Origin of the sequence: Streptomyces cacaoi, assembly GCF_006539165.1 — a bacterium.
GTDB lineage: Bacteria > Actinomycetota > Actinomycetes > Streptomycetales > Streptomycetaceae > Streptomyces > Streptomyces cacaoi.
The window spans coordinates 261,155-286,082 of sequence record NZ_BJMM01000002.1 but is presented as its reverse complement, the minus strand read 5'-3'; the positions used below and the strand labels follow the sequence as shown (position 1 = coordinate 286,082).

The following is a 24,928-nucleotide window of genomic DNA, read 5'->3' as shown; positions in this document are numbered from 1 at the left end:
GACCCGGCAGATACGACGTACCCGACCCGAGAGGTTTCCTCATGCCGATCGCGACGGTGAACCCAGCTGACGGCGAGACCCTCAAGACCTTCGACCCGCTGAGCGAGCGGGAGACCGAGCGCCGTATCGCCCGGGCCGACGCGGCGTTCCGCGCCTACCGCACCACGTCCTTCGCCGAGCGGGCGCGACTCATGGAGGCGGCGGCCGGTCTGCTGGAACTCGACGAGCGCGAGGTGGCACGCCTGGTCACCACGGAGATGGGCAAGCCCGTCACCGCCGCACGCGCCGAGGTGGCCAAGTGCGTCAAGGCGATGCGCTGGTACGCCCGGCACGCCGAGTCGCTCCTGGCGGACGAGCGGCCGGACGAGGCCGACGTCCGGGACTCGGGCGCCGTCTCCGCCCGGGTGCACTACCGGCCGCTGGGGCCCGTGCTGGCGGTCATGCCGTGGAACTTCCCGCTCTGGCAGGTGATCAGGTTCGCGGCGCCGGCGCTCATGGCCGGCAACGTCGGCCTGCTCAAACACGCCTCGAACGTGCCGCAGACGGCGCTGTACCTGGAGGAGCTGTTCCAGCGCGCCGGCTACGCCGAGGGCTGTTTCCAGACACTGCTGGTGTCCTCCGGCGCCATCGAGTCGGTGCTGCGGGACCCGCGGGTGGTCGCGGCGACGCTGACCGGCAGCGAACCGGCCGGCCGCTCGGTGGCCGCCATCGCGGGCGACGAGGTCAAGAAGACGGTGCTGGAGCTGGGCGGCAGCGACCCGTTCATCGTGATGCCGTCGGCCGATGTGGCGGCCGCCGCCCGTACGGCGGTGACGGCCCGGGTGCAGAACACGGGCCAGTCGTGCATCGCGGCCAAGCGCTTCCTGGTGCACACGGACGTCTACGACACCTTCACCGAGGCGTTCGTGGCCGGTATGCGGGAGCTGACCGTGGGCGATCCGCTGGACGAGGCCACCGATGTCGGCCCGCTCTCCAGCGAGCGGGGCCGCTCGGATCTGGAGGAGCTGGTGAACGACGCCCTCGCGCAGGGCGCCACCGCGCTGTGCGGCGCCCGGCGGCCCGGCGGAGCGGACCGCGGCTGGTACTACGAGCCGACGGTCCTGACCGGCATCACCGACCGCATGCGCATCCACCGCGAGGAGTCCTTCGGCCCGGTGGCCTCGCTGTACCGGGTCAGTGACATCCAGGAGGCGATCGACATCGCCAACGATGTGCCGTTCGGGCTCAGTTCCAACGTGTGGACGCACGACGACGCCGAAGTGGACCGCTTCGTACGGGATCTGGAGGCCGGCGGTGTCTACGTCAACGGCATGACCGCCTCGCACCCCGCGCTGCCGTTCGGCGGCGTCAAGCGGTCCGGTTACGGCCGGGAGCTGGCCGGGCACGGCATCCGGGAGTTCTGCAACGCGACCACGGTCTGGCGCGCCTGACCGCCCGCACACGCGGCTCTTCTCCCGCCGGGCGGCCCGGCGCCTCGCTCCGGGGCGCCGGGCCGCCCGCTGCCGTGCGCGGGTTCAGCCCGCGGTGCCGGTGGCCCGCGCGAACAGCGCCTCGGCCGCCTCGATCCCGCGCAGCAGCCCGGCGGGTTCCGTGCCGAGCGCGGCGACGACGTCGTCGACACCGCGCAGCCCGGCGGCGTCCAGCAGCCGCTTCTCGTTGGTGACCCACTCGCCGCGCGCGGCCAGCACCGCGTGCGCGGTCTGCATGGCGGCGACGGCCAGCGCCCCGGCCACCTCCGTACGGCCGCCCCGGGGCGCGCTGTTGGCCCTGGCGTAGGCGAGGGTCAGCCCGGCGGTCTCCCGCCAGTGCGCGGGGGCGCTGTCGCGCAGCGCACGCGGGTAGCCGGGGCGGGGCAGCGAGCCGCGCAGCACCCGGTTGACCGCGAGTTCGGCGACGACGAGATAGCTGGGGATGCCCGCCAGATGGAACATGAGCGGCTCCCAGTGGAACCGGCCTCGGGCGGCCTCGGCGAGTTCGTGCTCGACGACGTCGAGGTCGCGGTAGTGGACGTCGACGCGCCGGCCCTCGACGGTGAGCCACGCCCCGCCGTTGAACACACCGCCGCCCCAGGCCCAGCTCGCTGACCTCGCCCGGCCAGCCGAGGGCACGCAGTGCGGCGGGGTCGAAGGCGCCCCGGTAGTAGACGGCGACGTCCCAGTCGCTGTCGGGGCCGTGGGTGCCGGTGGCGCGGGAGCCGCCGAGTGTCACGGCCTCGACGTGGCCCAGCGCGGCGAGGGAGTCGGCGAGCCGGCCGAGGAAGGCTTCGTCGTCCGCGGCCGAGGCGGGAGGTGCACAGGTGTCGGTCATACGGATCTTTCCGTTCCGGTGAAGTGAACAGGGGCACGGAACGCGGCCGGCCCGGACAGCCCGAGCGCACCGGCGGCCGGAGCGCTGCTCGTACGGGGGCCGGTGCGGGCGTGGGCGGGACCGCCGCGGGCTCGTCACTTCACACGGCGGAAGCTAACACGGCGCGCCGTGGCCGGCAGCGGCGGGGCCGTCGGCGGGCATTACCCCGGGCGTCATCGACCCGGCGGCCGGCGCCGGGGCATCGTCGGTGCACCGGCCGCCGACCGAGCGGTGGCCACCGAGGAGAGGATCCGGCATGAGCATCTACGAGACGGCGGCCGAGCGCTACTTCGCCGCCTGGAACGCCCCGGACGCCGCCGCCCGGGCCGCGGCCGTGGCCGCCGCCTGGGCCGAGGACGGCTCGTACACCGATCCGCTGGCCTCGGTGCGGGGCCACGCGGAGCTGACGGCCGCGATCGGTGCGGCCCGCGAGCAGTTCCCCGGCTGCGAGTTCCGGATGACCGGCGGCGTCGACGGCCACCACGACATCGCCCGGTTCAGCTGGGACCTCGTCTCCACGGCCGACGGCAGCTCGCCGGCCGCCGGGTCCGATGTCGTCACGCTGGACGCGGACGGCCGCATCACCGCCGTGCACGGCTTCCTGGACCGCGTGCCCGGCGCCTGACCCGGCGGGACCGCCCCCGCTCGCGCTGCCCGGGGAGCACACGGGGGTGCGGAGAGGCGGCGGCCGGGCGGACGGCGGCCGACGGCGTGGCCTACCGTGCGGCCATGGCACAACAGGAGGCGGCGGCGACGGCGGAGCAGGACCGGGCGCAGGACGGCGGGGGATGGCCGGTCGCGGTGGGGACGACGGCGCTGAGCGTGCCGGTGCCGGAGGCCGACGCGCTGGTGGCGCACTGGCGGGCACGGTACGACACCGCGGCGCGCCACGGCGGCACGGCCCATCTGACCGTGCTCTTCCCCTTCCTGCACCGCTCCGGCGTCGGCCCGGCCGAACGCGCCGCCCTCGCCGGGCTGTTCGCCGGGCACCCGCCGTTCACCGTGGAATTCGCGCGCTGCGGTCGCTTCCCCGGTGTGCTGCACCTGGTGCCGGAGCCGGCGGCGCCGCTGCGGGCCCTCACCCGGGCCGTGGCCGCCCGCTGGCCGGAACACCCGCCGTACGGCGGGCTGTTGGGCGAGCTGGATCCGCATCTGACCGTCGCCAACACCGGCGGTGCGGCCGTGCACCGGACGATCGAGGCCCGGCTGGCCGGGCACCTGCCGGTGCGGGCGCGGATACGGGCGGTCGATCTGGTGGTCCACGACGGGCGGCGGTGGGTGCCGTGGCTGTCGTTCCCGCTCGGCGCCGAGGCGGCGGCGGGTGGCACGGGCGCGGACGACGGACGCCCCGGCGGGCCGGCGGCGCCCCCGCCGGGAGGAGCGGCCCGCGGGGCGGCCGGCGCTCAGGGCCGGTGACCCGCGGGAACCTCCTCACCGGCGGGCACCGGGGGCGGCGGCGTACCGTCACCGAACGGCCGGCCGCCGAGCTGCTCGCGGTGGTGCGGCGTCAGCCAGCCGGACAGGTCGGGGCCGACGGGCACGATCGAGGTCGGGTTGATGCCGGTGTGCACGACGTAGTAGTGCCGTTTGATGTGGTCGAAGTCCACGGTGTCCCCGAAGCCGGGCGTCTGGTACAGGTCGCGCACATAGGCCCACAGCACCGGGTCCTCGGCGAGCTTGTTCCGGTTGCACTTGAAGTGGCCGTGGTAGACGGCGTCGAAGCGGACCAGCGTGGTGAACAGCCGGATGTCGGCCTCGGTGAGGGTGTCCCCGACCAGATAGCGGCGGTCGCGCAGCCGCTCGGAGAGCAGGTCCAGCCGGCGGAAGACATCGGCGTACGCCTTGTCGTACTCCTCCTGGCCGGTGGCGAACCCGGCGCGGTAGACACCGTTGTTGACGTCCCGGTAGACGCCCTCGGCCACCTCGTCGATCTCGTCGCGGAGCGCCTCGGGGTACAGGTCGGGTGCGCCGGGGCGGTGCAGCGCCGACCATTCGGTGGCCAGGTCGAGGGTGATCTGCTGGTAGTCGTTGGTGACGAGTTCGCCGCTGGGCACGTCCACGATCGCGGGGACGCTCACCCCGCCGGGATAGTTCGTCTCCCGCTTGTCGTACGCCTCGTGCAGGAAGCGGATGCCCAGCACCGGGTCGCGGTCACCCGGGTCGAGGGTGAAGCGCCAGCTGCGGTCGTCCTGGATGGGGTCGGCGACGGCCAGCGACAGCGCGCTCTCCAGTCCCAGCAGCCGCCGGGAGACCAGCGCCCGGCTCGCCCAGGGGCAGGCACGGCTGACGACGAGGCGGTAGCGGCCCGCCTCCACGGGCCAGCCGTCCCGCCCGTCCGCGGTGATCCGGTCCGCGAAGTGGCTCCTGGACCGCTTGAACGCCTTCCTGCCGTACTCGGTGTTTCCGGCGCCTTCGCCGGTGTCAGCGGGGCACATGCCGTCTCTCCTTCGCGCGGGGTGGCGGGAGCCTGCCGGACTCCCTGCCCGCATCCCACCATCACGCACCGCCGGCTGCCGAGAGCGACGCGAGGACCGCGGCCCCGCTGCGCCGGCGGCTCAGCGCCCCACGATCCAGGGGGACGGCGGCAGTTCGGCGGCCCGGCAGTACACCTCGACGGCCCAGGGCAGCGCCGCAGCCGAGGGGTGCAGCCGGCCGCCGTCCAGGCTGGCCAGCAGCCGGGCGCCGTGGTGGACGCAGCCGGTGAGCTGCCGTCCCGCCGCGTCGAGGACGGCCACGGCGTCGGCCCGTCCCTCGCACGGTGTCGGATCCCTCGCATCGGCCGCCGCGCACCGCCGCGCACCCGTCTGTGTCATGTCCCACCCCCGGTGTCGCCTCCCGCCACCAGGGGAGAATTCCCCAACTCCCCTGCGTTATGGGTGACTTGACGAACTCCTGACCGAGGAGGCGGGCCGCGCCGGGTTCAGCCGCTCTCCAGGTAGCGCAGCACGGCCAGGACACGGCGGTGCCCGGTCTCCGTCGGAGGAAGGCCGAGCTTGCCGAAGATGTTGGCGATGTGCTTCTCCACGGCGCGCTCCGAGACGACGAAGCCCGCGGCGATGGCCTGGTTGGAGCGGCCCTCGGCCATCAGGCCCAGCACCTCGCGCTCGCGCGGGGTCAGGGCGTCGAGCGCTCCCGCCCGGCGGCGGGCGCCGAACAGCTGGGAGACCACCTCGGGATCGAGCGCGGTGCCGCCGGCGGCGACCCGGCGCAGCGCGTCGGTGAACTCGCCGATGTCCGTGACGCGTTCCTTGAGCAGATAGCCGACGCCGGCCGCGCCGTCGCCCAGCAGCTGTTCGGCGTACCGGGTCTCCACGTACTGGGAGAAGATCAGCACGCCGGTGCCCGGGTGCCGGGCACGCAGCTCGGCCGCCGCCCGCAGCCCCTCGTCGCTGTGCCCGGGCGGCAGCCGGATGTCCACCACGGCGGCGTCGGGGCGATGGGTGCCGACCGCGGCGAGCAGCTGCTCGGCGTCGTCCACGGCGGCGGCCACCTCCACCCCGCGCAGCGTGAGGAGCTGGGCGAGGCCGTCCCGCAGAATCGCGGAATCCTCGGCGATCACGACGCGCATGGCCCGGCTCCCCCGTCCGCTGTGGTGTCCTTCCCGGCGCCCGGAGCGGGCCCGACCGTGCACGCGCCCGTGGCCGACTGCCGCATGCCGCCCGTCACTTCCGCAGACCGGAAGCGGGCAGCCGGACGGTGACCACCGTAGGGCCTCCCGGTGGGCTGGCACACTCCAGGGTTCCGTCCACGGTGCCCGCCCGCGCGCGCAGCCCGCTCAGCCCGCTGCCGGCGCCGACCACCGCTCCCCCGCGTCCGTCGTCGCGCACGGTCAGCACGAGCTGTTCCGCGTCCAGCCGGACGTCGACGGCCAGCTTCTGCGCGCCGCTGTGCTTGACGGCGTTGGCGACGAGTTCCGCGGCGCAGAAGTACGCGATGGCCTCGACCGGGCGGCCGGGGCGGCGCGGGAGCGCACAGGTCAGCTCGGCCGGGAGCGGCGCCGAGGCGAGCAGGGTGGACAGCGCGGCGTCCAGGCCCTGGTCGAGCACGGGCGGGTGGATGCCCTTGACGAGATCGCGCAGTTCGACGACGGCGGAATGGGCGTTCTCCCGGGCGGTGTCGAGGACCGTGCCCAGCCGCTCGGGGCCGGCGCCGCTGTCGAGCAGCTCGCGCAGCAGGGTGAGATGCATCCCCAGGCCCACCAGCCGGGCCTGGGTGCCGTCGTGCAGATCGCGTTCGAGCCGGCGCAGCGTGGCGGCGGAGTCCGTGACGGCCAGCGCACGGCTCTCCTCCAGGGCACGGATGCGCAGATCGGCCGCGCTGGGCCCCAGCCAGGCACGCGCCGCCCACCGGTAGGGCCGGAACGCCCACCGCAGCAGGAGCGGCGCGGCGGCCAGCAGCAGCGCACCGGCCGCCATGGGGACGAGGAAGCGGGGCCACGGGTCGAAGGAGATGTCGGCGATCTCCAGGGCGACGTGCCGGACCGTTCCGTCCGGCTCGCGCACGGTACGCACGTTCCAGTGGCGCAGGACCGGATGCGCCAGCAACAGCAGGCCGTAGACGTATCCGGCGACGACCGCGACGAGCGGCGGCAGCGCCAGGGCCCAGCCGGACAGGCACCAGCCGACCGCCCGCCACCCGGCGCGACTTCGCAGCAACGCGCGCCGCCGCGCGCCCGCCCGGGGGCCCGCGGGGTGCGGCGGCGGCTCGATCGTCTCGTCCAGCAGCCACCGGGTGAGCGCCCGGTTCAGCGCACCGGCGGCGAGCGCGCCCCGGACGGTGAGGGCCAGGAGCCACAGCCCCGGCGCCGTCCACGACAGCAGCACACCGAGCAGCAGCCCCACCGGCACGAGGGCCAGCAGGAGCAGCCCCAGCGGCAGCGCGAGCAGCGCGTACAGCACCCGGGCGAGCGCCCCGAGCCCGAACACCGGGCGCAGAGCGGTGGCCGCGGCAGCCGCGATCCGGCGCGCCGGGGCGGCGGTCGGGGCTGTCGGGAGGGACGGCACGGTCCTCAGCGTAGGCGCGGGCGCCGACACGTCCAGGGGCGAGGGGCCGGAGCGGCCGGGGCGGTGGCCGGTCACAGCTGGTGGACGACCGGGACGGCGAGCACGGCACCCCCTCCCGCCACCAGAAGCGCGAGGACCACCGTCGTCCCGGCCGCGCCGCCCCGTCCGCCGAGCACGCTCGTCAGGAGCCGGGCCTGGAGCGCGGCCAGTCCGCGGCAGATCCACGGCATCGCCAGCAGGAAGGTCACACCCCCGCCCGCGGCGTGGACGAGCCACGCGCCGAGAACGGACGGACCGCCCCAGGAGCGTTCCGCGTGCAGCGGCATGCCGACCAGGGGCCGCAGCGGCCAGGCCAGATTGAGCAGGACGAGCGCCCAGCCGTAGCACGTGGTCATCAGGGCGACGACGTTGAGCGGAAGGGCCAGCAGCGCGTGCGCGAACGCACGCGGCCCGCCCGGCGTGCGCGGCCCGCCCGCCACGCCGGGCAGCAGCCGCGCCAGACCGTACTGGAGGCGCCCGGCGGGGCCACCGGCCGCAGCGAGCGGCAGCGACACCAGGCCGACGGGAACGGCCAGCAGGATGTGGGCGACCCGACGCCAGGTGCGGGCACGGAAGGGTTCGCCGAGGACGAGCGCCAGCCGGCTGCCGGAGGTGGGCCCGGCGGCGGGGCCGGCACCCGGCCCGGTGGGCGGACGCGACGCGTCCGGTTCGGCCGACGGGCTCGGGGAAGGGGGCGAACCCGGGGCGGACGGCGAACCCGGGGCGGACGGCGAGGAATTCGACGGGGTCGGTGCACTCGTCATGCCCCAAGGCTCGTGCGGCCACGGGCGCGGATCGATCGTGCCGCCACGGATCCAGAGGGTTCGGCCCACCACCTCCCGGGGGTTCGGGCTGCCCCACCCCGGGGTTCGGTCCGCCCCACTCAGGGCAGCCGGAGGCGCGTCCTCCGCCCGGGGACCGGCGGCCGACTCCCGGGGCGGAGGACGCCGCACCCGCTACGGGAGGGCCGCACGTCGGGGACGTCCTGCGGCCTCCGGGAGAGCTGCGGCGGCGGTCGGTCGGCCCCGGGAGAGCTGCGACGGCGGTCCGGCAGGGGTCTCGCGGCGGTCGCGTGGCGGCTCACCCGGCGGGCGTGGTCAGACCGGCACCGGCGGGGGTCCGGCGGAGGCCGGGCGGGGGTCGGGGTCAGTGCTCCAGGGTGGCCAGCAGTGCGCGGCAGGACTCCTCGCAGCTGCGGCAGGCGGCGGCGCACACCCGGCAGTGCGCATGGTGTGCGGCGTGCCGTTCGCACTCCTGGGCACAGGCCGCGCACAGCAGGGCGCACGCCTCCAACTGGGCGCGTACGGCGCCCTGTTCGGCCTGGCCCGCCAGGGAACCGCCGTGCCCGTCGTGGTGCCGGATGAGCAGCCGTGCCGTGGTGTGGCACACGTCGGCGCACTGCTGGTCGAGCCGGATACAGGTGCGCAGCCGGTCCGCCTGGTCCTCGCCCAGACAGGCGTCCGCGCACGCCGTGCAGGCTTGTTCGCAGGACTGGCACGCGGCCACACAGCGCACCAGGACGTCGTCCACGGCGGGATCCGGTGCGACCGGGTGGGTCCGGCGCATTTCCTCGACAACGGTGGTCATGGCTCGCGCCTCCTCGGGATCGTCCTCCCGTTCCCGTGGTGACACCGCGGGGCGAGGGTGAAACCGCTCGGCGGAGCGCTCCTCGCCCGGGCGCGACAGGCCGGGCTCAGGGGGCGGAGCCGGTCGCGGGAACGGTCGCCGAGCCGCTCGTGGGGGCGGGCTCCTGCTGCGGCGCGGGAGAGAGCGCGGCGAGTGCGTCCCGGAGGGTGCGGAGGTCCTCGGCGGGCAGCCGGCGGGAGGCGTGTGCCATGTTCAGGACGGTCAGCAAGCGTGTCCGGTCCTCTTCGGTACCGAGGTCACCGAGCCAGGACGGCAGCAGCAGGCCCAGCGTGACCAGGTCGGCCCGGGCGCACAGCGCGGCCAGCAGCCGGCGCAGCGGTCCTTCGGCGTCCCGCTCGGGCAGCGCGCCGGTGGCCCGCAGTCCCTCGGCGACCGCGTTCCGGGTCCAGTCCGCGTACGGTCCGGCCGTCGCGGGGGCCGTCCAGCACGGCGGTGGCCCCGGTGAGCGGCAGCCCGGCCGTGCGCAGCCGCCGCAGCAGCACGGCGCGGTCGTGCTGCTGCGGGGAGTAGGAGCGGTAGCCGGTCACGGGGTCGACGGCGGCGGGGCTCAGGACGCCGCAGTCGTCGTAGAAGCGCAGGGCGCTGGGCGCCAGGCCGACGCGGCGGGCGAAGGCGGAGATGCTCATCAGGTTTCCGGTACCGGCCCGTGCGGGCGCGTCCCGGGTGGCGCGGTGCGCCCGGTCGGTGTCGTCCACGGCGGCGATTGTGCGCCTTCGAGCGGCTCGAAGGTCAACGGAGGGCGGAGGCCCCCTGGCATCGGCGGTGTCCGTGGCGCCGCCGGTGTCGGGGGCCCGTGCCCGGGTACCCGGCGGACTGCGCAAGCAGCCGCGAAGCAGGGAGGCACCATGCACCTCGAATCCCTCACCCCTCTCTTCGCCCGCAGCGGTCCGTGGGCGACGGCCTACGCGGGTACGGCCCAGGCCACCGAGTCGGCGGGGACCGAGCGGCGGCTGACGGCCCGCGACGCGGGCGAGACCTTGATCGGCCAGGGTGCCGACAGCCGCACGGCCCGTGCCGTCACCGAGCGGCTGGAGGCGTTCCGGCCGCAGGACGAGCCGCACGGCAGGGCCGTCTTCGCGAACCGGGGCGAGGTCGTGCTCGATCTGCCGCTGACCCAGCCGCCGCAGCAGACGCTCACGTCGTACTCGGTGCTTCCCCACCTGGCTCCGCTGCCCGAGCTGATGCGCGAGGACCCGCTGTGTCTGACGGTGCGGATCGACCGCACCGGTGCCGACATGGAGCTGCGCGATTCCCAGGGGGTGCGCCCGGCCGGGCAGGCGCTCGGCTCGGACTACCCGGTGCACCGCACCGCGACCGGCGACATGTCCGAGCGCCACTTCGAGCTGCGGGTGGAGGAGACCTGGGAGTCCAACGCCGGTCTGATCGCCGACGCGGTCGCCGAGCGTTTCGCGGCGACCGGCGCCGACGTCCTGGTGCTGTGCGGTGACGCCCGGGAGCGCCGCGCGGTGCACGACCGGCTGCCCCCGGCCCTGCGGGAGGCGGCGGTGGAGACCCGGCACGGGGGCCGCGCGGCCGGCTCGGACTCCGAGCTGCTGGACGAGGCGACGGAGCAGGCCCGCGCCGACTACGCGCAGCGGCACACCGCCGAGGCACTGGACGGGCTGCGTGCCGGGCACGCGCCCGGCGCCCCCGGCCTCTCGGCGGGCACAGCGGAGGACGTGCCCGACCTGGTGGAGGCCGCACGCGAGCACCGCATCGGGACGCTGCTGATGGGGCCCGGCGGCACCGACCGGGGGCGCGAGGTGTGGGTCGGCGAGAACCCCGACCAGCTCGGGGTGCGCCGCTCGGAGCTGCGCTACCTGGGCTCCTCCGACCCGGCACCGGCCCGCGCCGACGACGCCCTGCTGCGCAGCGCGGCCGCGACGGACGCCGAGGTCCTGGTGACCGACGGCGAACGGGACGTCCCGGTGGGCGGGATGGGCGCCCTGCTGCGCTGGACGAACGACCCGGGCGGCGCACCCCTCTCCTGAACCGCCCGGGTTCCGGCGGCGGCGCCCGTCACGGCGCCGCCGTCCTGAACGCTCCGGTGCCACCGGTGCCCCCGACGACGGCCCCACCGCTCAGCTCCAGCAGCTCGCCGCGGAAGCGCTGCCGGAACCGGCGGTCGTGCGAGACGACCACGAGGGTGCCGGGGTAGCCGGCGAGCGCCTCCTCCAGGTCCTCGACGAGGGAGGGGGCCAGATGGTTGGTGGGTTCGTCGAGGACGAGCAGATCGCTGGGCCGGGCCACCAGCCGGGCGAGTTCCAGGCGGCGGCGCTGCCCGGCCGACAGCCGTGCGACGGGCACCGTCAGGTCCTCGGCCCGGAACAGGCCGAGCGCGAGCAGTTCCGCCGCGTGCTCCTCGGGCGCCCCCGGCCGCCCGGCGGCCCAGGCGTGCAGCAGCGGCACCGCCGTCGGCGAGGACGACGAGGACGGCGAGGACGGCGTCGACGGTGACGACGGTGACGGCGCGGTCGGCACCGCGGGCAGTTCCTGGCGCAGCAGTGCCGTCCTGGCGGGCCGGGTGACGGTGCCGGTGTCCGGCGTCAGATCGCCGGCGAGCACCCGCAGCAGCGTGGTCTTGCCCGCGCCGTTCGGCCCGGACACCAACAGGCGTGCCCCGGGCTCCAGTTCGAGCACGTCGACGCGCAGCCGTCCGCCCACGGTGACACCCTCCAGCCGCACCCGGCCGACGCCGTTGAGCGACGCCCCGCCGACGAGCGGCCCCGTACCCGTGCGCGGCTCCGCGCCCATGTGCGGTCCGGAACCCGCGTGCGGTTCCGTACCGGCGAGGGACTCCGTACCGGCGAGGGACTCCGGGACGGTGAAGCGCAGGGGTTCCGGTGGCGGGGGCACCGGTGCGGCGCGCAGCCGGTCGAGCCGCTGCCCGGCCGCCCGCACCCGCCCGGACAGCTTGTTCTCGTGGGAGCGCCGGTGTTTGCCGAACCCCTCCCCCGGGTCCCGGCCCGTCCGGTGCAGGCGGTGCTCCGCGGCGTCGGCCAGTTCGCGGGCGCGCGCGACCTCGGCGCACCACTCCTGGTGCCGCTGTGCCCAACGGCGCAGGGCGGCGGCCTTGGCCGCGCGGTATCCGCTCCAGCCGTCGCCGTACCGGGTCACCGTGCGGGTGTCCCGGTCGACCTCCAGGATCGTGGTGGCGACCCGGTCGAGGAACGCGCGGTCGTGGGTGACGGCGACGACGGTGCCGTGGTGGGCACGCAGTTGCTCCTCCAGCCATGCGGCCGCGCGGGCGTCGAGGTGGTTGGTCGGCTCGTCGAGCAGCAGCAGTTCGGGGGCGGGGGCGAGCACACAGGCGAGCGCGAGCCGGGCCTGTTCGCCGCCGGAGAGGGTGCCCAGCCGTCGGCCGCGTGCGAGGTGGCCCAGGCCGAGACCGTGCAGTGCGGCGGCGAAGCGGACGTCGGCGCGGTAGCCGTCGCGCTGCTCGTAGGCGGTCAACAGCTCGCCGTAGGCGTGGAGTTCGTCCGGTCCCGCGTCACCGAGGCCGGCTTCGGCACGGCGCAGGGCACCCTCCAGGGCGCGCAGTTCGGCGAGGGCCGCGTCGACGGCGTCCTGCACGGTGGCGCCGGGGTCGAGGTCGGGGGTCTGCGGGAGGTATCCGCTGCCGCCGGGGAAGCGGACGGTCGGCTCCCCGGTGTCGGGCCGTTCCACGCCGGCGATCAGCCGCAGCAGGGTGGATTTGCCGGAGCCGTTCTCGCCGACGATTCCGGCGCGTTCGCCGGGGCGGACGGTCAGCGACACCTGGTCGAGGACGGTGCGGTCGCCGTACGCCTTCGAGACGTCGGCGAGCGCGAGTTGAGCGCGGTCGCGCATGGGTTCTTTCCCTGAAGGACGGGCCCCGGCGCGCACGGGTGCGCGGGGGCGGAGAGGCCGTTCCGGACGTGCGGTGCGGACCCGGCGACCGCGCGCCGTGGCCGTGCCCGTGGGGCCGGCCGGCGGGTCGAGCCCGGTCCGGTCGTCCGGTCAGAGGAAGAACAGATGCATGGCGTCGAGTGTAACCGTGCCCGCTCCCCGGCACATCCGGGCCGGTCGGCGGCTCCGGGCGGGCGGCCGGCGCCGTGCGGCCGGGGTGGTGTCGCGGCCGGTCCGCTCCGCCCTCTTCTCCGGCGGGCGTGGTTGTGCCCACAATCCGGTGGACCGGAGCCGGTGACGGGCGGGGCGAGGGAAACAGGAGAGGAACGGCATGACGGGTGTGAACAGGCGGAGCGTGCTGGCGGCGGCGGTGGCCGGAGCGGCGGGGCTCACGGGCCTCGGGGCGCTGCCGGCCGGGGCCGCCGGGCGGGCGCGGGCGGCGGGCGGCCGGGTCGTCGTCTACTACCAGACGCAGTACGCGGACGACGCCTACGTCTCGCCGCTCGGGCTGACCGAGCACGCGACGGGCGCCACGCATGTGATCGTCGCCGCGGTGCATCTCAACGATGTCGGGGGCCCGCATCCGCCGGTCACCGTGAACGACGATCCGCCGGAGGCGGAGAAGTACGCGCCGATGTGGCGGGATCTGGACGCTCTGCGTGCCGCGGGTGTGCCGGTGCTGGCGATGGTGGGCGGCGCGGCGCAGGGCAGCTTCACCCGGCTGGACAACGAGTTCGACACCTACTACCCGCTGCTGCGCGACTTCCTGCGGGAGTACCGGCTGGACGGCGCCGATCTGGACGTCGAGGAGGACATGTCCCAGGAGGGCATAACCCGGCTCGTCGACGCGCTGCGGGCGGACTTCGGGGACGGGTTCCTGCTCACGCTCGCTCCCGTCGGCACGGCGCTGAGCGGCGGCGGCAATCTGTCCGGCTTCGACTACGAGCGGCTCTACCGCGACCGCGGCGACGCGATCTCCTGGTTCAACGCGCAGTTCTACAACGGCTGGGGCAGCATGGAGTCCACCGCGAGCTACGACGCCGTGGTGGAGCGCGGCCTGATTCCGCCGGAGAAGGTCGTGGCGGGCGTGCTGACGGATCCGGCCAACGGGGGAAGCGGCTATGTGGAGCTGCCCCGGCTGACGGCGACGCTCGGCGAACTGGCCGGGAAACACCCGGGGTTCGGCGGGGTGGACGGCTGGGAGTTCTTCAATGCGCAGCCGGGTGGCCGTGCCGAGCCGTGGAAGTGGGCGGCCGAGGTCTCGGCGGCGCTGCGGGGCTGAGCCCGGCGGCGCCGGCGCGGTGGGCCCGCCGCCGGGGTGGGCCCACCGTGCCGGTTTCCCGCCGGATCAGCGGATGTTGACGTCCACGCAGGCGTAGAACGCGTTCGCCGTGTCGGCGATGTTCCACACGGCGAGCACCTTCTGCTTGCCGGTGAAGCCCTTGAAGTCGACGTTGTGCGAGACGTGCCCACCGGGCTGGGCCCCGCCGTCGTCGAACTGGGCCAGCTTGGTGTCACCGATGAAGTACTGCCAGCTCTTCGTGGCGTGCGGGACGGGAATGTTCCAGTTGAACGTGGCCGAGCTGCCCACGTCGCTGACCTTCCAGCCCTTGCTGTCGTCGCGCAGATCGGCGAAGCGCTCGTTGCCGCCCGCGCAGTCCTTGAGCCCCTTGGGCCCCTCGACGCTCTGCGGCTCCCACTTGATCTCGCCGCACTTGACGGTCCCCGCCGCGCACTGGTCCTGCCGGCTCGCCGGGTCGGTGATCCAGCCGTGTGCGCCGGCGGGGCTCACGGACAGGCCGAGGACCAGGAGAGGCGCGAGGGCCGCGCCGGTCAGTGCCGCAATCTTCCGTCTCTTGTGCATGTCAGCTCCTTTGAAGAGGCCGAGCATGAAATTGGTCTAGACTTTAGCGGCTGACCGTACGCGGTCAAGCCCTCGCGCACCGCACGGAACCGGCCAACTTCGCGAGGAGCACTACGCCTTGGGGAAGTCGAAGGAGTAACCCTGCTCCTTGAGCCACGGGATGAACTGCCGCAACGCCTCGTAGGACTCCGAGCGGTCCCCGCCCCCGTCGTGGAAGAGGACCACCGCCCCGTCCTCCACCTGCCTCTTGGCGTTCTCCAGGATCGCCTCCACCCCCGGGCGCTCCCAGTCGGCGGGGTCGACGACCCAGCCGAGCGGACGCATGCCCTGCCCTGCGGCTATGCGCCGGCTGGCCGGGGTGAAGGCGCCGCCCGGCGCGCGGTAGTAGTGGACGCGGGCGCCGCCCGACGCCTTGTCGATCATCTTCTTGGCGCCGAGTATCTGCTGCCGCTGATAGTCGACCGGCTTGTGGTCCATGCCGGTGTCGTGGTCGACGGAGTGGTCGCACAGTCGGTGCCCCTCGGCCACGATGCGCCGCACGAGCTGCGGATTGGCCTCGGCGTTGGGGCCTATCAGACAGAACGTCGCCTTGATGTGGTTCTCGCTCAGCAGATCCAGGACCTTCGGGGTCCACTCCGGATGCGGCCCGTCGTCCAGGGTGAGCGCGACGCTGTGGCCGCCCGCACGCGTGTGGTGGCTTATCGAGCGGCCGGCCTTCGGGGGCGCCTTCGACGGCGCGGGCTTCGCGCTCGGCGCCCCGCTCCCCTTGCCGTCCCCCGGCTGCACAGGCCCCCCACGCAGGCTCTGCTCCCACCCCGGATGCCGGGACGACGCGGAGGCACCCGCGCCCGTACCGGCGAACGCCGTCAGCAGACCGACGACCACGGTTCCCGCCGCGGCCGCCGTCGCCACGGCACCCGGCCGCCTGCTTCCCTTGCTGTGCACTTCCGCTCCCAACTGCCCGTTTTTGACCGTGCTTGTCAATGATGCAGAGTCGTCCGGCGTCACCACGGTTCCGGGTGGCATGTGAGACATACGCCGCATGTGCCGGGGGTCGCCGTCACCTGCCGGGAGCCCGCCTGACAGCCTTGTCCGGCAGGTCCGGCGCGGTGCCGGACTCCCGCTCCGGGTACAACGGAGCCTCGGCGCGCGGTGATCCCGCCGGCGTCCGGGCCCCGCGCGGCCCGTGCAGCACAAAGCGAGACGAGGAGTACGGCGGCGATGGCGACCGGCGAGGCATTCACCGAGGAACGGGCACGGACGGTACTGGCCGCGGCGACGGGCACGGACAGCGGGGACGGCCGGGACAGCGGGGACGGCCCGGGCAGCGGGGGCGGCGCGGCCGGTGCGGCGCAGTTGCTGTCGCTGGGTGAGAACGCGGTGTTCGCGCTGGGCGAGCGGGTCGTGCGGATCGGACGCGACGCCTCGCTCCTCCCGCGGGCGGAACGCGAACTGGGCGTGGCGACATGGCTGGAGGAGCAGAAGGTGCCGGCGGTCCGCGCGGCCGACCCGCGGGCCCGGCTGGTCGACGGCCACCCCGTCACCTTCTGGCAGCGGCTGCCCCCCGCGGTGCGCAAGGCCGACGCGGAGGACCTCGCGGGGCTGCTGCGCCTCGTCCACGCCCTGCCGGAGCCGACCGTCCGGCTGCCACCGCGCAACCTGCTCGACGGCGTCGAACGCTGGCTGCGGCTGGCGGGCGACACGGTGCCGCCGGAGGACGCCGCGTTCCTGCGTGCCCGCCGCGACGACATCACGGCGGCGCTGCCCGGCCTCGTGCCGCAGCTGCCGCCCGGGCCGGTGCACGGGGACGCGCTGCCGCGCAATGTGCACGTCACCGCCGAGGGCCCGCTGCTGGTCGATCTGGAGACCTTCTCCTCCGACCTGCGGGAGCACGACCTGGTGGTGATGGCCCTGAGCCTGGACCGCTACGGGCTCCCGGAGGCCGAGTACACGGCGTTCTGCCGGACCTACGGCTGGGACGTGCGCGAGTGGGAGGGGTGCGCGCTGCTGCGTGCGGCGCGGGAGACGGCGAGCTGCGCGTGGGTCGCCCAGCACGCCCCCGGGAACCCGGCCGCCCGCGCGGAGTTCCTGCGCCGGGTCGCCTCGCTGCGGGACGCGGACCCGACGGTCCGCTGGCGCCCGTTCTGACGGCGCGCGGGCGGCCGGTCACAGCGGCGGGCCGGCGGCCCGTTCCGCCGGCGGGCGGGCGGCCCGTCGCAGGGGCGTGCGGGCGGGGAGCGGCGGGTGCCCCGCGCAGGGGTGGCGGAACTCCCGCTCTCCGCCACATCTCCGCTGATCAGAGCGTTGTCGCAGGTCAGGACGGGTGGCGTAACGCGCGGGCAACACTGCTCGCCTAGCGTCGGCCCCCATGGAATCGAGTTCTCCCCGGGCCGACCGGGCCCGCCGGGTCGCGCATGTGCTGCGCGGCCAGGTGCTCGCCGGCTCGTTCCCGCAGGGGCTGCTGCCCGACGAACGCGAACTGGTGGCGCAGTTCTCCGTCAGCCGCAACACCGTGCGCGAGGCCCTCGGCCTGCTGAGCGACGAGGGCCTCGTCGAGCGGCGGCGGGGCGTCGGCACCGTCGTCACCGGCCGGGTGCACGAGCATCCGCTGGACGAGCTGGCCGGGCTGGCCGAGGTGCTCCAGCGGCACGGCAGCGTCGTCAACGAGATCCGCACGGCCGGGCGGGTCCGCCCGCCGGCCGCCGTGGCGCGCCGGCTGCACGTGCCCGAGGACGGCGAGGTCGTCCACCTGGAGCGGCTGCGGCGGCTGGACGGGGTGCCGCTGTCGCTGGACACCACGTATCTGCTGCCGCGCATCGGCGATCCGCTGCTGGAGCTGGAGCGCGGCACGCTGGAGCACCGCGACGTCTTCCGGCTGCTGGAGACCGTCTCCGGGGTCCGGCTCGGCCACGCGGAGATCACCGTGCAGGCGCTGGCGGCCGACCCGGCGACCCGTGCCGTGCTCGCGGTGCCCGAGCGGTCCGGCGCCGTGCTCGCGCTGGAACGGCTGACGTATCTGGCCGACGGCAGCCCTGCCGATCTGGAGTACATCCGTATCCGCGGCGACCGGCTGATGCTCCGCGCCCGGATGGAGCGGCCGTGACGGCCGGCGAGCAGGCGCTGCCGCGCGGCGCGGCGCGCGGGGCCGGTGCGGCGCTGACGGCGGGGATGTGCCTGTGCGTGACGCTCGTCGTCGGGATGGTCTCGGCGGTGAACCTCGCCATCCCGGCGCTGTCCGGCAGCGCGCTGCACCCGTCGGCGGCCCAGGTGGTGTGGGTGGTGGACGGCTATGTCGTCGTGTTCGCCTGCCTGTTGATCCCGGCCGGCGCGCTCGCCGACCGCCGCGGGCGCAAGGGCACGCTGCTGTGCGGCATGGCCGTCTTCACGCTCGGCTCGGCGGTGTGCGCCGTGGCACCGCACGTGGGCGTGCTGATCGCGGGCCGGATGCTCAGCGGTGTCGGCGCCGCCGCCGTGCTGCCCAACACGCTGGCGCTGCTGGTGGACGGTGTGCCGGCGGAGCGGCGGCAGCGGGCCGTCGCCGTCTGGGCGTCGATGACGGGGCTGGCTGCCGTGCTCGGCAACCTGGGCGGGGGCGCCGCCATCGAGTACGGAAGCTGGCGCAGCCTCTTCGTGTGTCTGCTGCCGCTCTCGCTCGGCGCGCTCGCGCTGGCCGCCTGGGCGGCACCCGTCGCGCCCCGGCACGAGCGGCCCGTGGCGCCCGGCGGTGCCGCGCTGCTCACCGCCGGGTTCCTCGCGCTGCTGTTCGGCATCGTCTCCGGGCCGCAGTCCGGCTGGACGTCGCCCGCCGTGCTGGGTGCGCTGGCCGTCGCCGCCGCCCTGCTCGTCTGGTGGGTGCGGCACGAACTGCGCGCCGCGCACCCGCTGTTGGATCCGCGGCTGTTCCTGCGGCCCGCCGTACGCGCCGGGGCGCTGGGCATGGCCGCGCTGTTCACCGGCATGTTCGGGCTGTTCTATCTGAACGGCCAGTACCTCCAGTACGCGCAGGGGTACGGCCCGCTGGGTGCCGGGGTGCGGCTGCTGCCGATGGCCGTGGCGCTGCTCGCGGGGCCGCGCTGCGGGCTGCTGCTGGAGCGGGCCGCCGGGCGGCGCGGCACCGCGGCGGGCGGCATGCTGGTCCTCGCCGCCGGTCTGGGCGTCGTCGCGACGGTGGACGCGCACAGCCCCTACGCGCTCTACGCGCTGGGCGCGACGGTCACCGCGCTGGGCTGCGGCATGGCGACACCGCTGCTGTCCGACGCGATGATGACGTCCCTGCCGCCCGAGCGGGCCGGCACCGGGTCCGGACTCCAGAGCCTGGCCCGGGAGTTGGGCAGCGCGCTCGGTATCGCGCTGACCGGCACGCTGGTGACGGCCGTGTTCACCGCGCACCTGCCCGCGCCGCTGCGCGGCCCCGACGCACCGGGCACGGTGGCCGCCGCCCGTGCCAGGACGGCGGACCCGGCGCTGCGGGACGCGGTCGTGACGGCGTTCACCGACGGGCTGCGCACGGCGATGCTGACCCTGACGGGCCTGATCGTGCTGGCGGCCGTCGCGGTCGCGATCTGGCTGCCGCCACGCCCACGCGACGGACCCGCACCGGACTGACCCACCGCACCGGCCCAGGACCGGGCCGGACCGCCTGCCCGCCCCTTACCACCCGGACCCCGCAGGGGCCGACGCCTGCGCACCGGCCCGGCCGCCCGCACCCCGCACGGGACCGCGCCGGACCGGCTGCGCACCCTCCACCGTCCGCGCCCCGCACGGGACCGACGGCCGCGCACCGGCCCGGCCGACAGGCACCGGAGCCGACCGGCTGCCCGCCGCCCACCGCCCTGGCCGGGCCGGGCCGGGCCGGGCCGAGCGGACCCGAGCCGGGAGGGGCACGGATTTCGCACAGGCACCCGGGGCCGGGGCCGCACAGGCCCCGGGCCAGGCCCGCGCAGACACCAAGGCCGGGCCCGCGCAGGTACCCGAGCCGGGAAAGGCAACCGGGGTGACGGCCGCGGCGGCGCAGCCCCGCTGTCCGTCAGCCCGTCGCCGAGCCGGGGCCCAGCAGGCCGCGGCGTTCCAGTTCGGCGACGAAGCGGGCGTAGGAGGCGTCCAGCGCGTCCTTCTCCGCCGGTACGGGTTCGACGAGGCGGCCGGCCGGTGCCATGGCCGAGGCTGCGGCCTCCAGGGAGGGGTGCAGGGTGCCGGCGGCGGCGAGCAGGGCGGCGCCGAACGCGGTCTCCGCCCGGTCGGCGACGCGCAGCGGCATGCCCAGCACGGTCGCCCGGATCCGCGTCCACAGGGCGCTGCGGCTGCCGCCGCCCGCGGTGTGCAGCGGCCCGGAGACGGTGACGCCCAGCTTCCCGATCCGCTCCAGCGCGAGCCGCTCCAGAAAGGCGACGCCTTCCAGCCGGGCCCGGTGCAGCTCGACGGCTTCCTGGCCGCCACCGGCGCCGTGCGGCCCGTCGGGGCCGAGCGTGAAGCCGCGTGCGGCACCGGACACGAACGGGAAGCGCTCCCCCTCGCGGCGCAGCGGGTAGCACAGGCCCCGTGCGGGCCCGTACCGTCCGGCGTCGGCGTCGAGGGCGGGGAGCCGGGCGGCGGGGGTGTCGGCGAGGGCCTCGCCTCCGGTGTTGGAGGCACCGCCGGGCAGCCACCAGCCGTCGGGGTGCCGGTGGCTGTAGAGGGCGCCGGAGGGGTCGGTGACCAGGTCGCGGGTGACGCCCTTGAGCACATAGGTGGTGCCCAGGACGCCGACGAACTCCCCGGGCCGGACGGCACCGGTGGCGAGCTGGCCGGCGCAGCCGTCCGTCATTCCGAGCCGCACCTCGCAGCCGGCCGGCAGCCCCGTCTCCTCGGCGGCCTCGGCGCAGACGGTGCCGGCGAGGCTGCCGGGCGGCCGGACCTCGGGCAGCCAGTCGGCGGGTACGCCGAGCGCGTCGAGCACCTCGGCGGGCCACTCCCCGGCGCGCGGGTCGTAGCCGGTCTTGAGCGCGTGGCTCCAGTCGGTGACGGCGCGCCCGCCGGTGAGCCGTTCGACGAGCAGGTCCGGGGTGTGCAGGATCCGCGCCGTGCCCGGCTGTTCGGCGGCGTGCCGGGCGTACCAGGCGACGCGGCCGAGCGCCGCGGTCGGGCCGACCGTCAGCCCGAGCGCCGCCCACCGCGGGGAACCGGCCTGCTGCGCGCGGGCGTTGAGGTCGGCGGCGCGGCGGTCGTCGTACATCGTCGCGGGGCCGAGCGGGGCGCCGTCGGCGTCGGCCGGGACGAGGGTGCCGGAGGTGGCGCTGACGGCGACGGCCCGCACCTCGGCGCCGCCCGCGGGCAGTTGGGAGGTGGCCCGGCGCAGCGCCCGGGCGACGGCGGGCCACCAGCTGCGGGCGTCCTGCTCGCTGCGGCCGGCGCCGCCCGCCTCCCGTACGGGCGGGGGGAGTTCGGCGTCGCCGCGGCCGTGCACGGTACCGTGCGCGTCGACGCACAGGACACGGACGGTGGCCGTCGCGACGTCGACGCCGGCCACGACGGGGACGGCGGACCCGGCGGGAGGGGCTCCGGCGGGCTGGGGATCGGGACTGGTCACGGGCGGTTCCTCTCGAACGGGAAGACACGGGGAGTCGCGTGAGCCACGGGCGCCGTGCCGCTCCGGGCGCCCCACGGGGACCGGTAAGCCCCCGGGAGCCCCGGTGACCACGGAGGCCACGGGGTCCGCGGGAGCCGCAGAAGCCGCAGAAGCCGCAGGAGCCGCAGGCCCGGTGAAGGCCGTGGGCAGCCGTCGGTACACACGGCTCGGCGCCGGCAGCGTGTGGCGTCCGCCGACAGGCCACGCGACACCGCATCACTCACCATGTTAATTTCACATCCTGAGTGTGAGAACCGGACCTCAGTCGAGGGCCGCCACCCGCACATCGGCGACCTGCTCCCGCAGCTCGGCCACCAGCCCCCGGTCGACCCCCTCGTCGACGACGACGTGCTCGAACCCGGCCACCGGGCAGACGCGGTGCAGCGCCGTGCGCGGGATCTTGGAGTGGTCCATGAGCAGCACCCGGCGCGCGGCCGAGGCGAGCATCGCCCGCTTGACCAGCACCACATCGGGCTCCTGGTGGAACGTCAGCCGCGTGTTCATCGCCGAGGTGCTCACCACGACGAGATCGACCGAGAGCGCCTCGATCGACTCCACGCAGGCCCCGCCGAGGAAGGAGTCGTGGGTGTGCGAGTACTCGCCGCCCAGGGCGATGAGCCGGATCTCCTCGCAGTCGGCCAGGACGTCGATCACCCGGCGCGCGTTGGTGAGCACCGTCAACGGCACCTTGCCGGGCAGCAGCCGGGCCAGCGCCAGCGCGGAGGACGAGTCGTCGAGCATCACGGACATGCCGGGCTCCACCAGTGCGGCGGCGGCCCGGGCCAGCGCGTCCTTCTCGGCCACCCGCACCCCGGCGCGGTAGTCCAGGCTGCTCTCGAAGACGCTCGTCGGCAGCGCGGAGACGCCGCCGCGGAAGCGGCGCAGCACACCGCGCCCGGCCAGCGCGTCCAGATCGCGGTGCACGGTCATCACGCTGACCCCGGTCGTCCGGGCGAGCCAGGCGACGGAGACGGTGCCGTGCCGCACCACCTGTTCGGCGATCAGCTGCCGCCGGTCCTGCTGCGAACGGGCCGGGCCCGCGCCGCCCCCGCCGCCGCCCGCGGGCGTCACGCGCCCTCCCGGCCGGCGGACGAACCACCGGGCGCCGTGGGCACGTTGAGGGAGCGCAGCGCCGTGCGCGCGCCGTCCACCTCGATCTCGCTGACGGCGGCGTTCTCCAGCCGCGGCAGCACCAGCCGGTAGCGCCCCACGGGGATGCCCAGCAGTGCGCACAGCGCGATGCGCAGGGCGCTGTTGTGCGCGACCACCAGCACCGTGCCGCCGTCGTGTGCGACGGCGAGCCGCCGCAGCACGGCGCACACCCGCTCGGCGACCGTGGAGGGCCGCTCGGAGCCGGGGAAGGCGCCGCGTTCGGCGTCGGCACGGAAGGCCCGGACCGCCTCCGGGTTCTCCGCGGTCATCTCCTCGATCGTGCGGCCCTCGGCCCAGCCGAAGTCCAGCTCGCGCAGGCCCTCGTGGACCTCGGGGACGAGTCCGAGCGCCTGCGCGGCGGGCTCGGCGGTGCGGCGTGCGCGGGAGAGCGGCGAGCAGGCGACGGCGTCGACGGCCCGGCCGGCCGCCCACTCCCCCAGTGCGTCGGCCTGCCGCTCCCCGGCTTCGGTGAGCGCCACGTCCGAGCACCCGGCGTACCGGTTCTCGGCGTGCCAGACCGTCTGACCATGGCGAACGAGCAGGAGCCGGGCGGCCATTCATCCTCCAGAGGATTCGGGGGCGGCGCCGGGCCGTGCGCACGGGCGCCGGCCCGTTGCCGCCGTCGGCCGGGACGCGGCCATTGCTTCTTCACGTGGAGCGCTATAAATATAACAGCGAACATGTGTGGACGAGGGTGTCTGGAGGCGGCGGCCATGGCCGGGAGCGGCGGAGTCGGCGGGGCGGACGGGATCGGCGGGGCCGACGGAGCCGGAAGCGCCGGGAGGGCCGGAAGGACCGGCGGCGTCGGCAGGGTCAGCAGCGCCGCGGGGGTCGTCGTGGGTGTCGACATCGGCACCTCCGTCACCAAGGCCGTGGCCTTCGACCGCGACGGCAGGGCCCTGCACACCGCCTCCCGGCGCTCGACGCTGCTGCGCGGCCCGGGCGGCGTCGTCGAGCAGGAACTCGACGAGGTGCTCGACAGCGTGGCCGCCGTGGTCCGCGAGGTCGCCGGTGCCCTGCCCGGGCCGCCCGCCGCGCTCGCGCTCACCGGGCAGGGAGACGGGCTGTGGCTGCGGGACGCGGACGGGCGGCCGGTGCGGCGGATGATCTCCTGGATGGACGGCCGGGCCGCGGACATCGTCGAGGAGTGGCGCGCCGACAAGACCGTCGACACGGTCTTCGCACACACCGGCTCGGGCCTCTTCCCCGGCTGCCACGCACCGCTGCTGGCCTGGCTGCGCAGACACGAACCGCAGGCGCTGGAGCGGGCGTCCGTCGCCGGGTACTGCGTGGACGCCGTCGCCCAGCGGCTGACCGGAACCGTCGCGGTCGACGCGTCCGACGCCACCCTCCCGTTCCTCGACCCGGCGACCCGCGCCTACCGTCCCGAGGCGCTGGCCGCCTGCGGTGTCGCGGACGCGGCCCGGCTGTTGCCCGAGCCCGCCGCCCCGCACACCGTGCTCGCGCTGGACGAGGAGGGCGCCCGGATGCTCGGGCTGCCCGCGGGGCTGCCGCTCACCGCGGGCCCCTACGACCTGCCGGCCTGCGCGATCGGCAGCGGGGTGCGGGAGGTCGGTGACGGGCTGCTCACCCTCGGCACGACGCTCGCCTGCCAGGTGCTGACGGACGACACCGACACGGCGGGGGCTGCGGAGCCCGCCGGGATGTGGCTGTGCACACCCGAGCGGGGGCGCTGGCTGCGTGCGATGCCCGCCATGGTCGGCACCGCCGGTGTCGACTGGGCGCTGGGGCTGGTGGGCGCCGGAACGGGGGATCTGGAGGCGCTGTTGGCGGGCAGCCCCGCCGGGGCACGCGGGGTGACGGCGCTGCCGTTCCTGTCCGAGGCGGGCGAGCGGGCGCCGTTCGTCGCGCCCGGTGCACGCGCCCGGTTCGAGGGGATGTCGCTCGGGCACGGCCGGGCCGATCTGGTCCGCGCGATGTGCGAGGCGGTCGGCTACGCCGCGCGGCACTGCCTGGAGGCGGCGGGGCTCTCGCGGGCGCTCGCGGCCTGCGGCGGCGGTGCCCGCTCGCCGGAGCTGGTGCGGACGTTCGCCGGGATACTCGGCCGTCCCGTGCGGGTTCCGCTGGAGCCCGAGGTCGGTGCGAAGGGCGCGGCGATCGTGGCCAGGGCCGCGCTCGGCGATCCCGTCGACGGGGAGCGCTGGCACGCCGGCCACCGGATCGTGGAACCGGCGGCGGACGACCGGGAGCTGTACGAGCGGGGCTACGCCGACTACCGGGCGCGGGTCGCCGAGGCGCGCCCCGGCTGGGACCGGGCGGCGGCCGGAACCGCGGCGGCGGCCGCCGGGTGAACCCCGGGCGCGGGGCCGCCGTCGCGCACGGACCGCGGGACGGCGGCCCCGGCGCGGCAGGGGCGGCCGGGCGGGCGTGCCGTCGCGGCGGCCC

Annotated in this window: 23 protein-coding genes and 1 pseudogene; 9 read left to right on the top strand and 15 right to left on the bottom strand. The window is 75.8% G+C overall.

Annotation, left to right across the window (positions count from 1 at the left end; all coding sequences use genetic code 11):
* The first annotated feature begins 41 nt into the window (after positions 1 to 41).
* Complete coding sequence (locus SCA03_RS01680) at positions 42 to 1,430, top strand: NADP-dependent succinic semialdehyde dehydrogenase (RefSeq protein WP_030878309.1); 1,389 nt, start codon at positions 42 to 44, stop codon at positions 1,428 to 1,430.
* Between the two features lie 84 nt (positions 1,431 to 1,514).
* On the opposite strand, the pseudogene SCA03_RS01675 reads toward SCA03_RS01680, so the two are convergent.
* Positions 1,515 to 2,307: pseudogene (locus SCA03_RS01675) on the bottom strand (nucleotidyltransferase domain-containing protein).
* 295 nt (positions 2,308 to 2,602) lie between these two features.
* On the opposite strand from SCA03_RS01675, the gene SCA03_RS01670 reads away from it, so the two are divergent.
* Together SCA03_RS01670 and SCA03_RS01665 are read left to right on the top strand one after the other, a co-directional pair.
* Positions 2,603 to 2,971, top strand: coding sequence for a nuclear transport factor 2 family protein (locus SCA03_RS01670; RefSeq protein WP_030890338.1), 369 nt, complete (start codon positions 2,603 to 2,605; stop codon positions 2,969 to 2,971).
* Between the two features lie 104 nt (positions 2,972 to 3,075).
* Positions 3,076 to 3,762, top strand: coding sequence for a 2'-5' RNA ligase family protein (locus SCA03_RS01665; protein ID WP_086814668.1), 687 nt, complete (start codon positions 3,076 to 3,078; stop codon positions 3,760 to 3,762).
* Here the strand turns inward: SCA03_RS01665 and SCA03_RS01660 are convergent.
* The 8 genes from SCA03_RS01660 to SCA03_RS37135 form a co-directional block, all read right to left on the bottom strand.
* Positions 3,750 to 4,781 carry a glutathione S-transferase family protein gene (locus SCA03_RS01660; RefSeq protein ID WP_030878296.1) on the bottom strand — a complete coding sequence of 344 codons (1,032 nt, stop codon included), beginning with the start codon at positions 4,779 to 4,781 and terminating at the stop codon, positions 3,750 to 3,752. The two genes, SCA03_RS01665 and SCA03_RS01660, sit on opposite strands and share 13 nt — an antisense overlap.
* A gap of 120 nt (positions 4,782 to 4,901) precedes the next feature.
* The gene (locus SCA03_RS01655; RefSeq protein WP_030878294.1) at positions 4,902 to 5,159 is read right to left on the bottom strand and encodes a hypothetical protein; all 258 of its coding nucleotides are present in this window, start codon (positions 5,157 to 5,159) and stop codon (positions 4,902 to 4,904) included.
* Positions 5,160 to 5,266: 107 nt separating this feature from the next.
* A complete protein-coding gene (locus SCA03_RS01650; RefSeq protein ID WP_086814657.1) occupies positions 5,267 to 5,914 on the bottom strand; it encodes a response regulator transcription factor in 648 nt (215 codons plus the stop codon).
* A gap of 94 nt (positions 5,915 to 6,008) precedes the next feature.
* Positions 6,009 to 7,349, bottom strand: a complete 1,341-nt coding sequence (locus tag SCA03_RS01645) for a sensor histidine kinase (protein ID WP_230988435.1) — start codon at positions 7,347 to 7,349, stop codon at positions 6,009 to 6,011.
* Positions 7,350 to 7,420: 71 nt separating this feature from the next.
* Positions 7,421 to 8,152 (bottom strand): hypothetical protein, encoded by a 732-nt coding sequence (locus tag SCA03_RS01640; RefSeq protein WP_086814658.1) that lies wholly within the window; start codon positions 8,150 to 8,152, stop codon positions 7,421 to 7,423.
* A gap of 382 nt (positions 8,153 to 8,534) precedes the next feature.
* Positions 8,535 to 8,975 (bottom strand): four-helix bundle copper-binding protein, encoded by a 441-nt coding sequence (locus tag SCA03_RS01635; protein ID WP_030878284.1) that lies wholly within the window; start codon positions 8,973 to 8,975, stop codon positions 8,535 to 8,537.
* 106 nt (positions 8,976 to 9,081) lie between these two features.
* Positions 9,082 to 9,225, bottom strand: a complete 144-nt coding sequence (locus tag SCA03_RS34920; RefSeq protein WP_158102251.1) for a hypothetical protein — start codon at positions 9,223 to 9,225, stop codon at positions 9,082 to 9,084.
* 46 nt (positions 9,226 to 9,271) lie between these two features.
* Positions 9,272 to 9,730, bottom strand: coding sequence for a MerR family transcriptional regulator (locus SCA03_RS37135; RefSeq protein WP_030878281.1), 459 nt, complete (start codon positions 9,728 to 9,730; stop codon positions 9,272 to 9,274).
* A 150-nt stretch (positions 9,731 to 9,880) separates the two neighbouring features.
* On the opposite strand from SCA03_RS37135, the gene SCA03_RS01625 reads away from it, so the two are divergent.
* The gene (locus tag SCA03_RS01625) at positions 9,881 to 11,026 is read left to right on the top strand and encodes a baeRF2 domain-containing protein (protein WP_030878279.1); all 1,146 of its coding nucleotides are present in this window, start codon (positions 9,881 to 9,883) and stop codon (positions 11,024 to 11,026) included.
* Positions 11,027 to 11,054: 28 nt separating this feature from the next.
* Here the strand turns inward: SCA03_RS01625 and SCA03_RS01620 are convergent, their stop codons facing one another.
* A complete protein-coding gene (locus tag SCA03_RS01620) occupies positions 11,055 to 12,863 on the bottom strand; it encodes an ABC-F family ATP-binding cassette domain-containing protein (protein ID WP_086814659.1) in 1,809 nt (602 codons plus the stop codon).
* Positions 12,864 to 13,233: 370 nt separating this feature from the next.
* Here SCA03_RS01620 and SCA03_RS01615 point away from each other — a divergent pair, with 370 nt between their 5' ends.
* Positions 13,234 to 14,184, top strand: a complete 951-nt coding sequence (locus tag SCA03_RS01615) for a glycosyl hydrolase family 18 protein (RefSeq protein ID WP_086814660.1) — start codon at positions 13,234 to 13,236, stop codon at positions 14,182 to 14,184.
* A gap of 66 nt (positions 14,185 to 14,250) precedes the next feature.
* Here the strand turns inward: SCA03_RS01615 and SCA03_RS01610 are convergent, their stop codons facing one another.
* Both SCA03_RS01610 and SCA03_RS01605 read right to left on the bottom strand, forming a co-directional pair.
* A complete protein-coding gene (locus SCA03_RS01610; RefSeq protein ID WP_086814661.1) occupies positions 14,251 to 14,766 on the bottom strand; it encodes a lytic polysaccharide monooxygenase auxiliary activity family 9 protein in 516 nt (171 codons plus the stop codon).
* Between the two features lie 111 nt (positions 14,767 to 14,877).
* Positions 14,878 to 15,711 carry a polysaccharide deacetylase family protein gene (locus SCA03_RS01605; protein ID WP_230988434.1) on the bottom strand — a complete coding sequence of 278 codons (834 nt, stop codon included), beginning with the start codon at positions 15,709 to 15,711 and terminating at the stop codon, positions 14,878 to 14,880.
* Between the two features lie 276 nt (positions 15,712 to 15,987).
* On the opposite strand from SCA03_RS01605, the gene SCA03_RS01600 reads away from it, so the two are divergent.
* The 3 genes from SCA03_RS01600 (at position 15,988) to SCA03_RS01590 (ending at position 19,371) form a co-directional block, all read left to right on the top strand.
* Complete coding sequence (locus SCA03_RS01600) at positions 15,988 to 16,914, top strand: phosphotransferase enzyme family protein (protein WP_086814663.1); 927 nt, start codon at positions 15,988 to 15,990, stop codon at positions 16,912 to 16,914.
* Positions 16,915 to 17,134: 220 nt separating this feature from the next.
* On the top strand, positions 17,135 to 17,869 hold the full coding sequence (locus SCA03_RS01595; RefSeq protein WP_030878268.1) for a GntR family transcriptional regulator: 735 nt from the start codon (positions 17,135 to 17,137) through the stop codon (positions 17,867 to 17,869).
* A complete protein-coding gene (locus SCA03_RS01590) occupies positions 17,866 to 19,371 on the top strand; it encodes an MFS transporter (RefSeq protein WP_230988433.1) in 1,506 nt (501 codons plus the stop codon). Before SCA03_RS01595 ends, SCA03_RS01590 begins: the two co-directional genes overlap by 4 nt.
* A 421-nt stretch (positions 19,372 to 19,792) precedes the next feature.
* Here the strand turns inward: SCA03_RS01590 and SCA03_RS01585 are convergent, their stop codons facing one another.
* The 3 genes from SCA03_RS01585 to SCA03_RS01575 form a co-directional block, all read right to left on the bottom strand.
* Positions 19,793 to 21,331, bottom strand: coding sequence for an FGGY-family carbohydrate kinase (locus SCA03_RS01585; protein ID WP_230988432.1), 1,539 nt, complete (start codon positions 21,329 to 21,331; stop codon positions 19,793 to 19,795).
* 300 nt (positions 21,332 to 21,631) lie between these two features.
* Positions 21,632 to 22,441: a DeoR/GlpR family DNA-binding transcription regulator gene (locus SCA03_RS01580; protein WP_030878263.1), complete on the bottom strand. Its 810-nt coding sequence runs from the start codon at positions 22,439 to 22,441 to the stop codon at positions 21,632 to 21,634.
* A complete protein-coding gene (locus tag SCA03_RS01575) occupies positions 22,438 to 23,079 on the bottom strand; it encodes a histidine phosphatase family protein (protein ID WP_086814664.1) in 642 nt (213 codons plus the stop codon). The genes SCA03_RS01580 and SCA03_RS01575 overlap by 4 nt, the downstream gene beginning before the upstream one ends.
* Before the next feature lie 123 nt (positions 23,080 to 23,202).
* Here SCA03_RS01575 and SCA03_RS01570 point away from each other — a divergent pair, with 123 nt between their 5' ends.
* Positions 23,203 to 24,834 (top strand): FGGY-family carbohydrate kinase, encoded by a 1,632-nt coding sequence (locus SCA03_RS01570; RefSeq protein ID WP_230988431.1) that lies wholly within the window; start codon positions 23,203 to 23,205, stop codon positions 24,832 to 24,834.
* Positions 24,835 to 24,928: the final 94 nt, after the last annotated feature.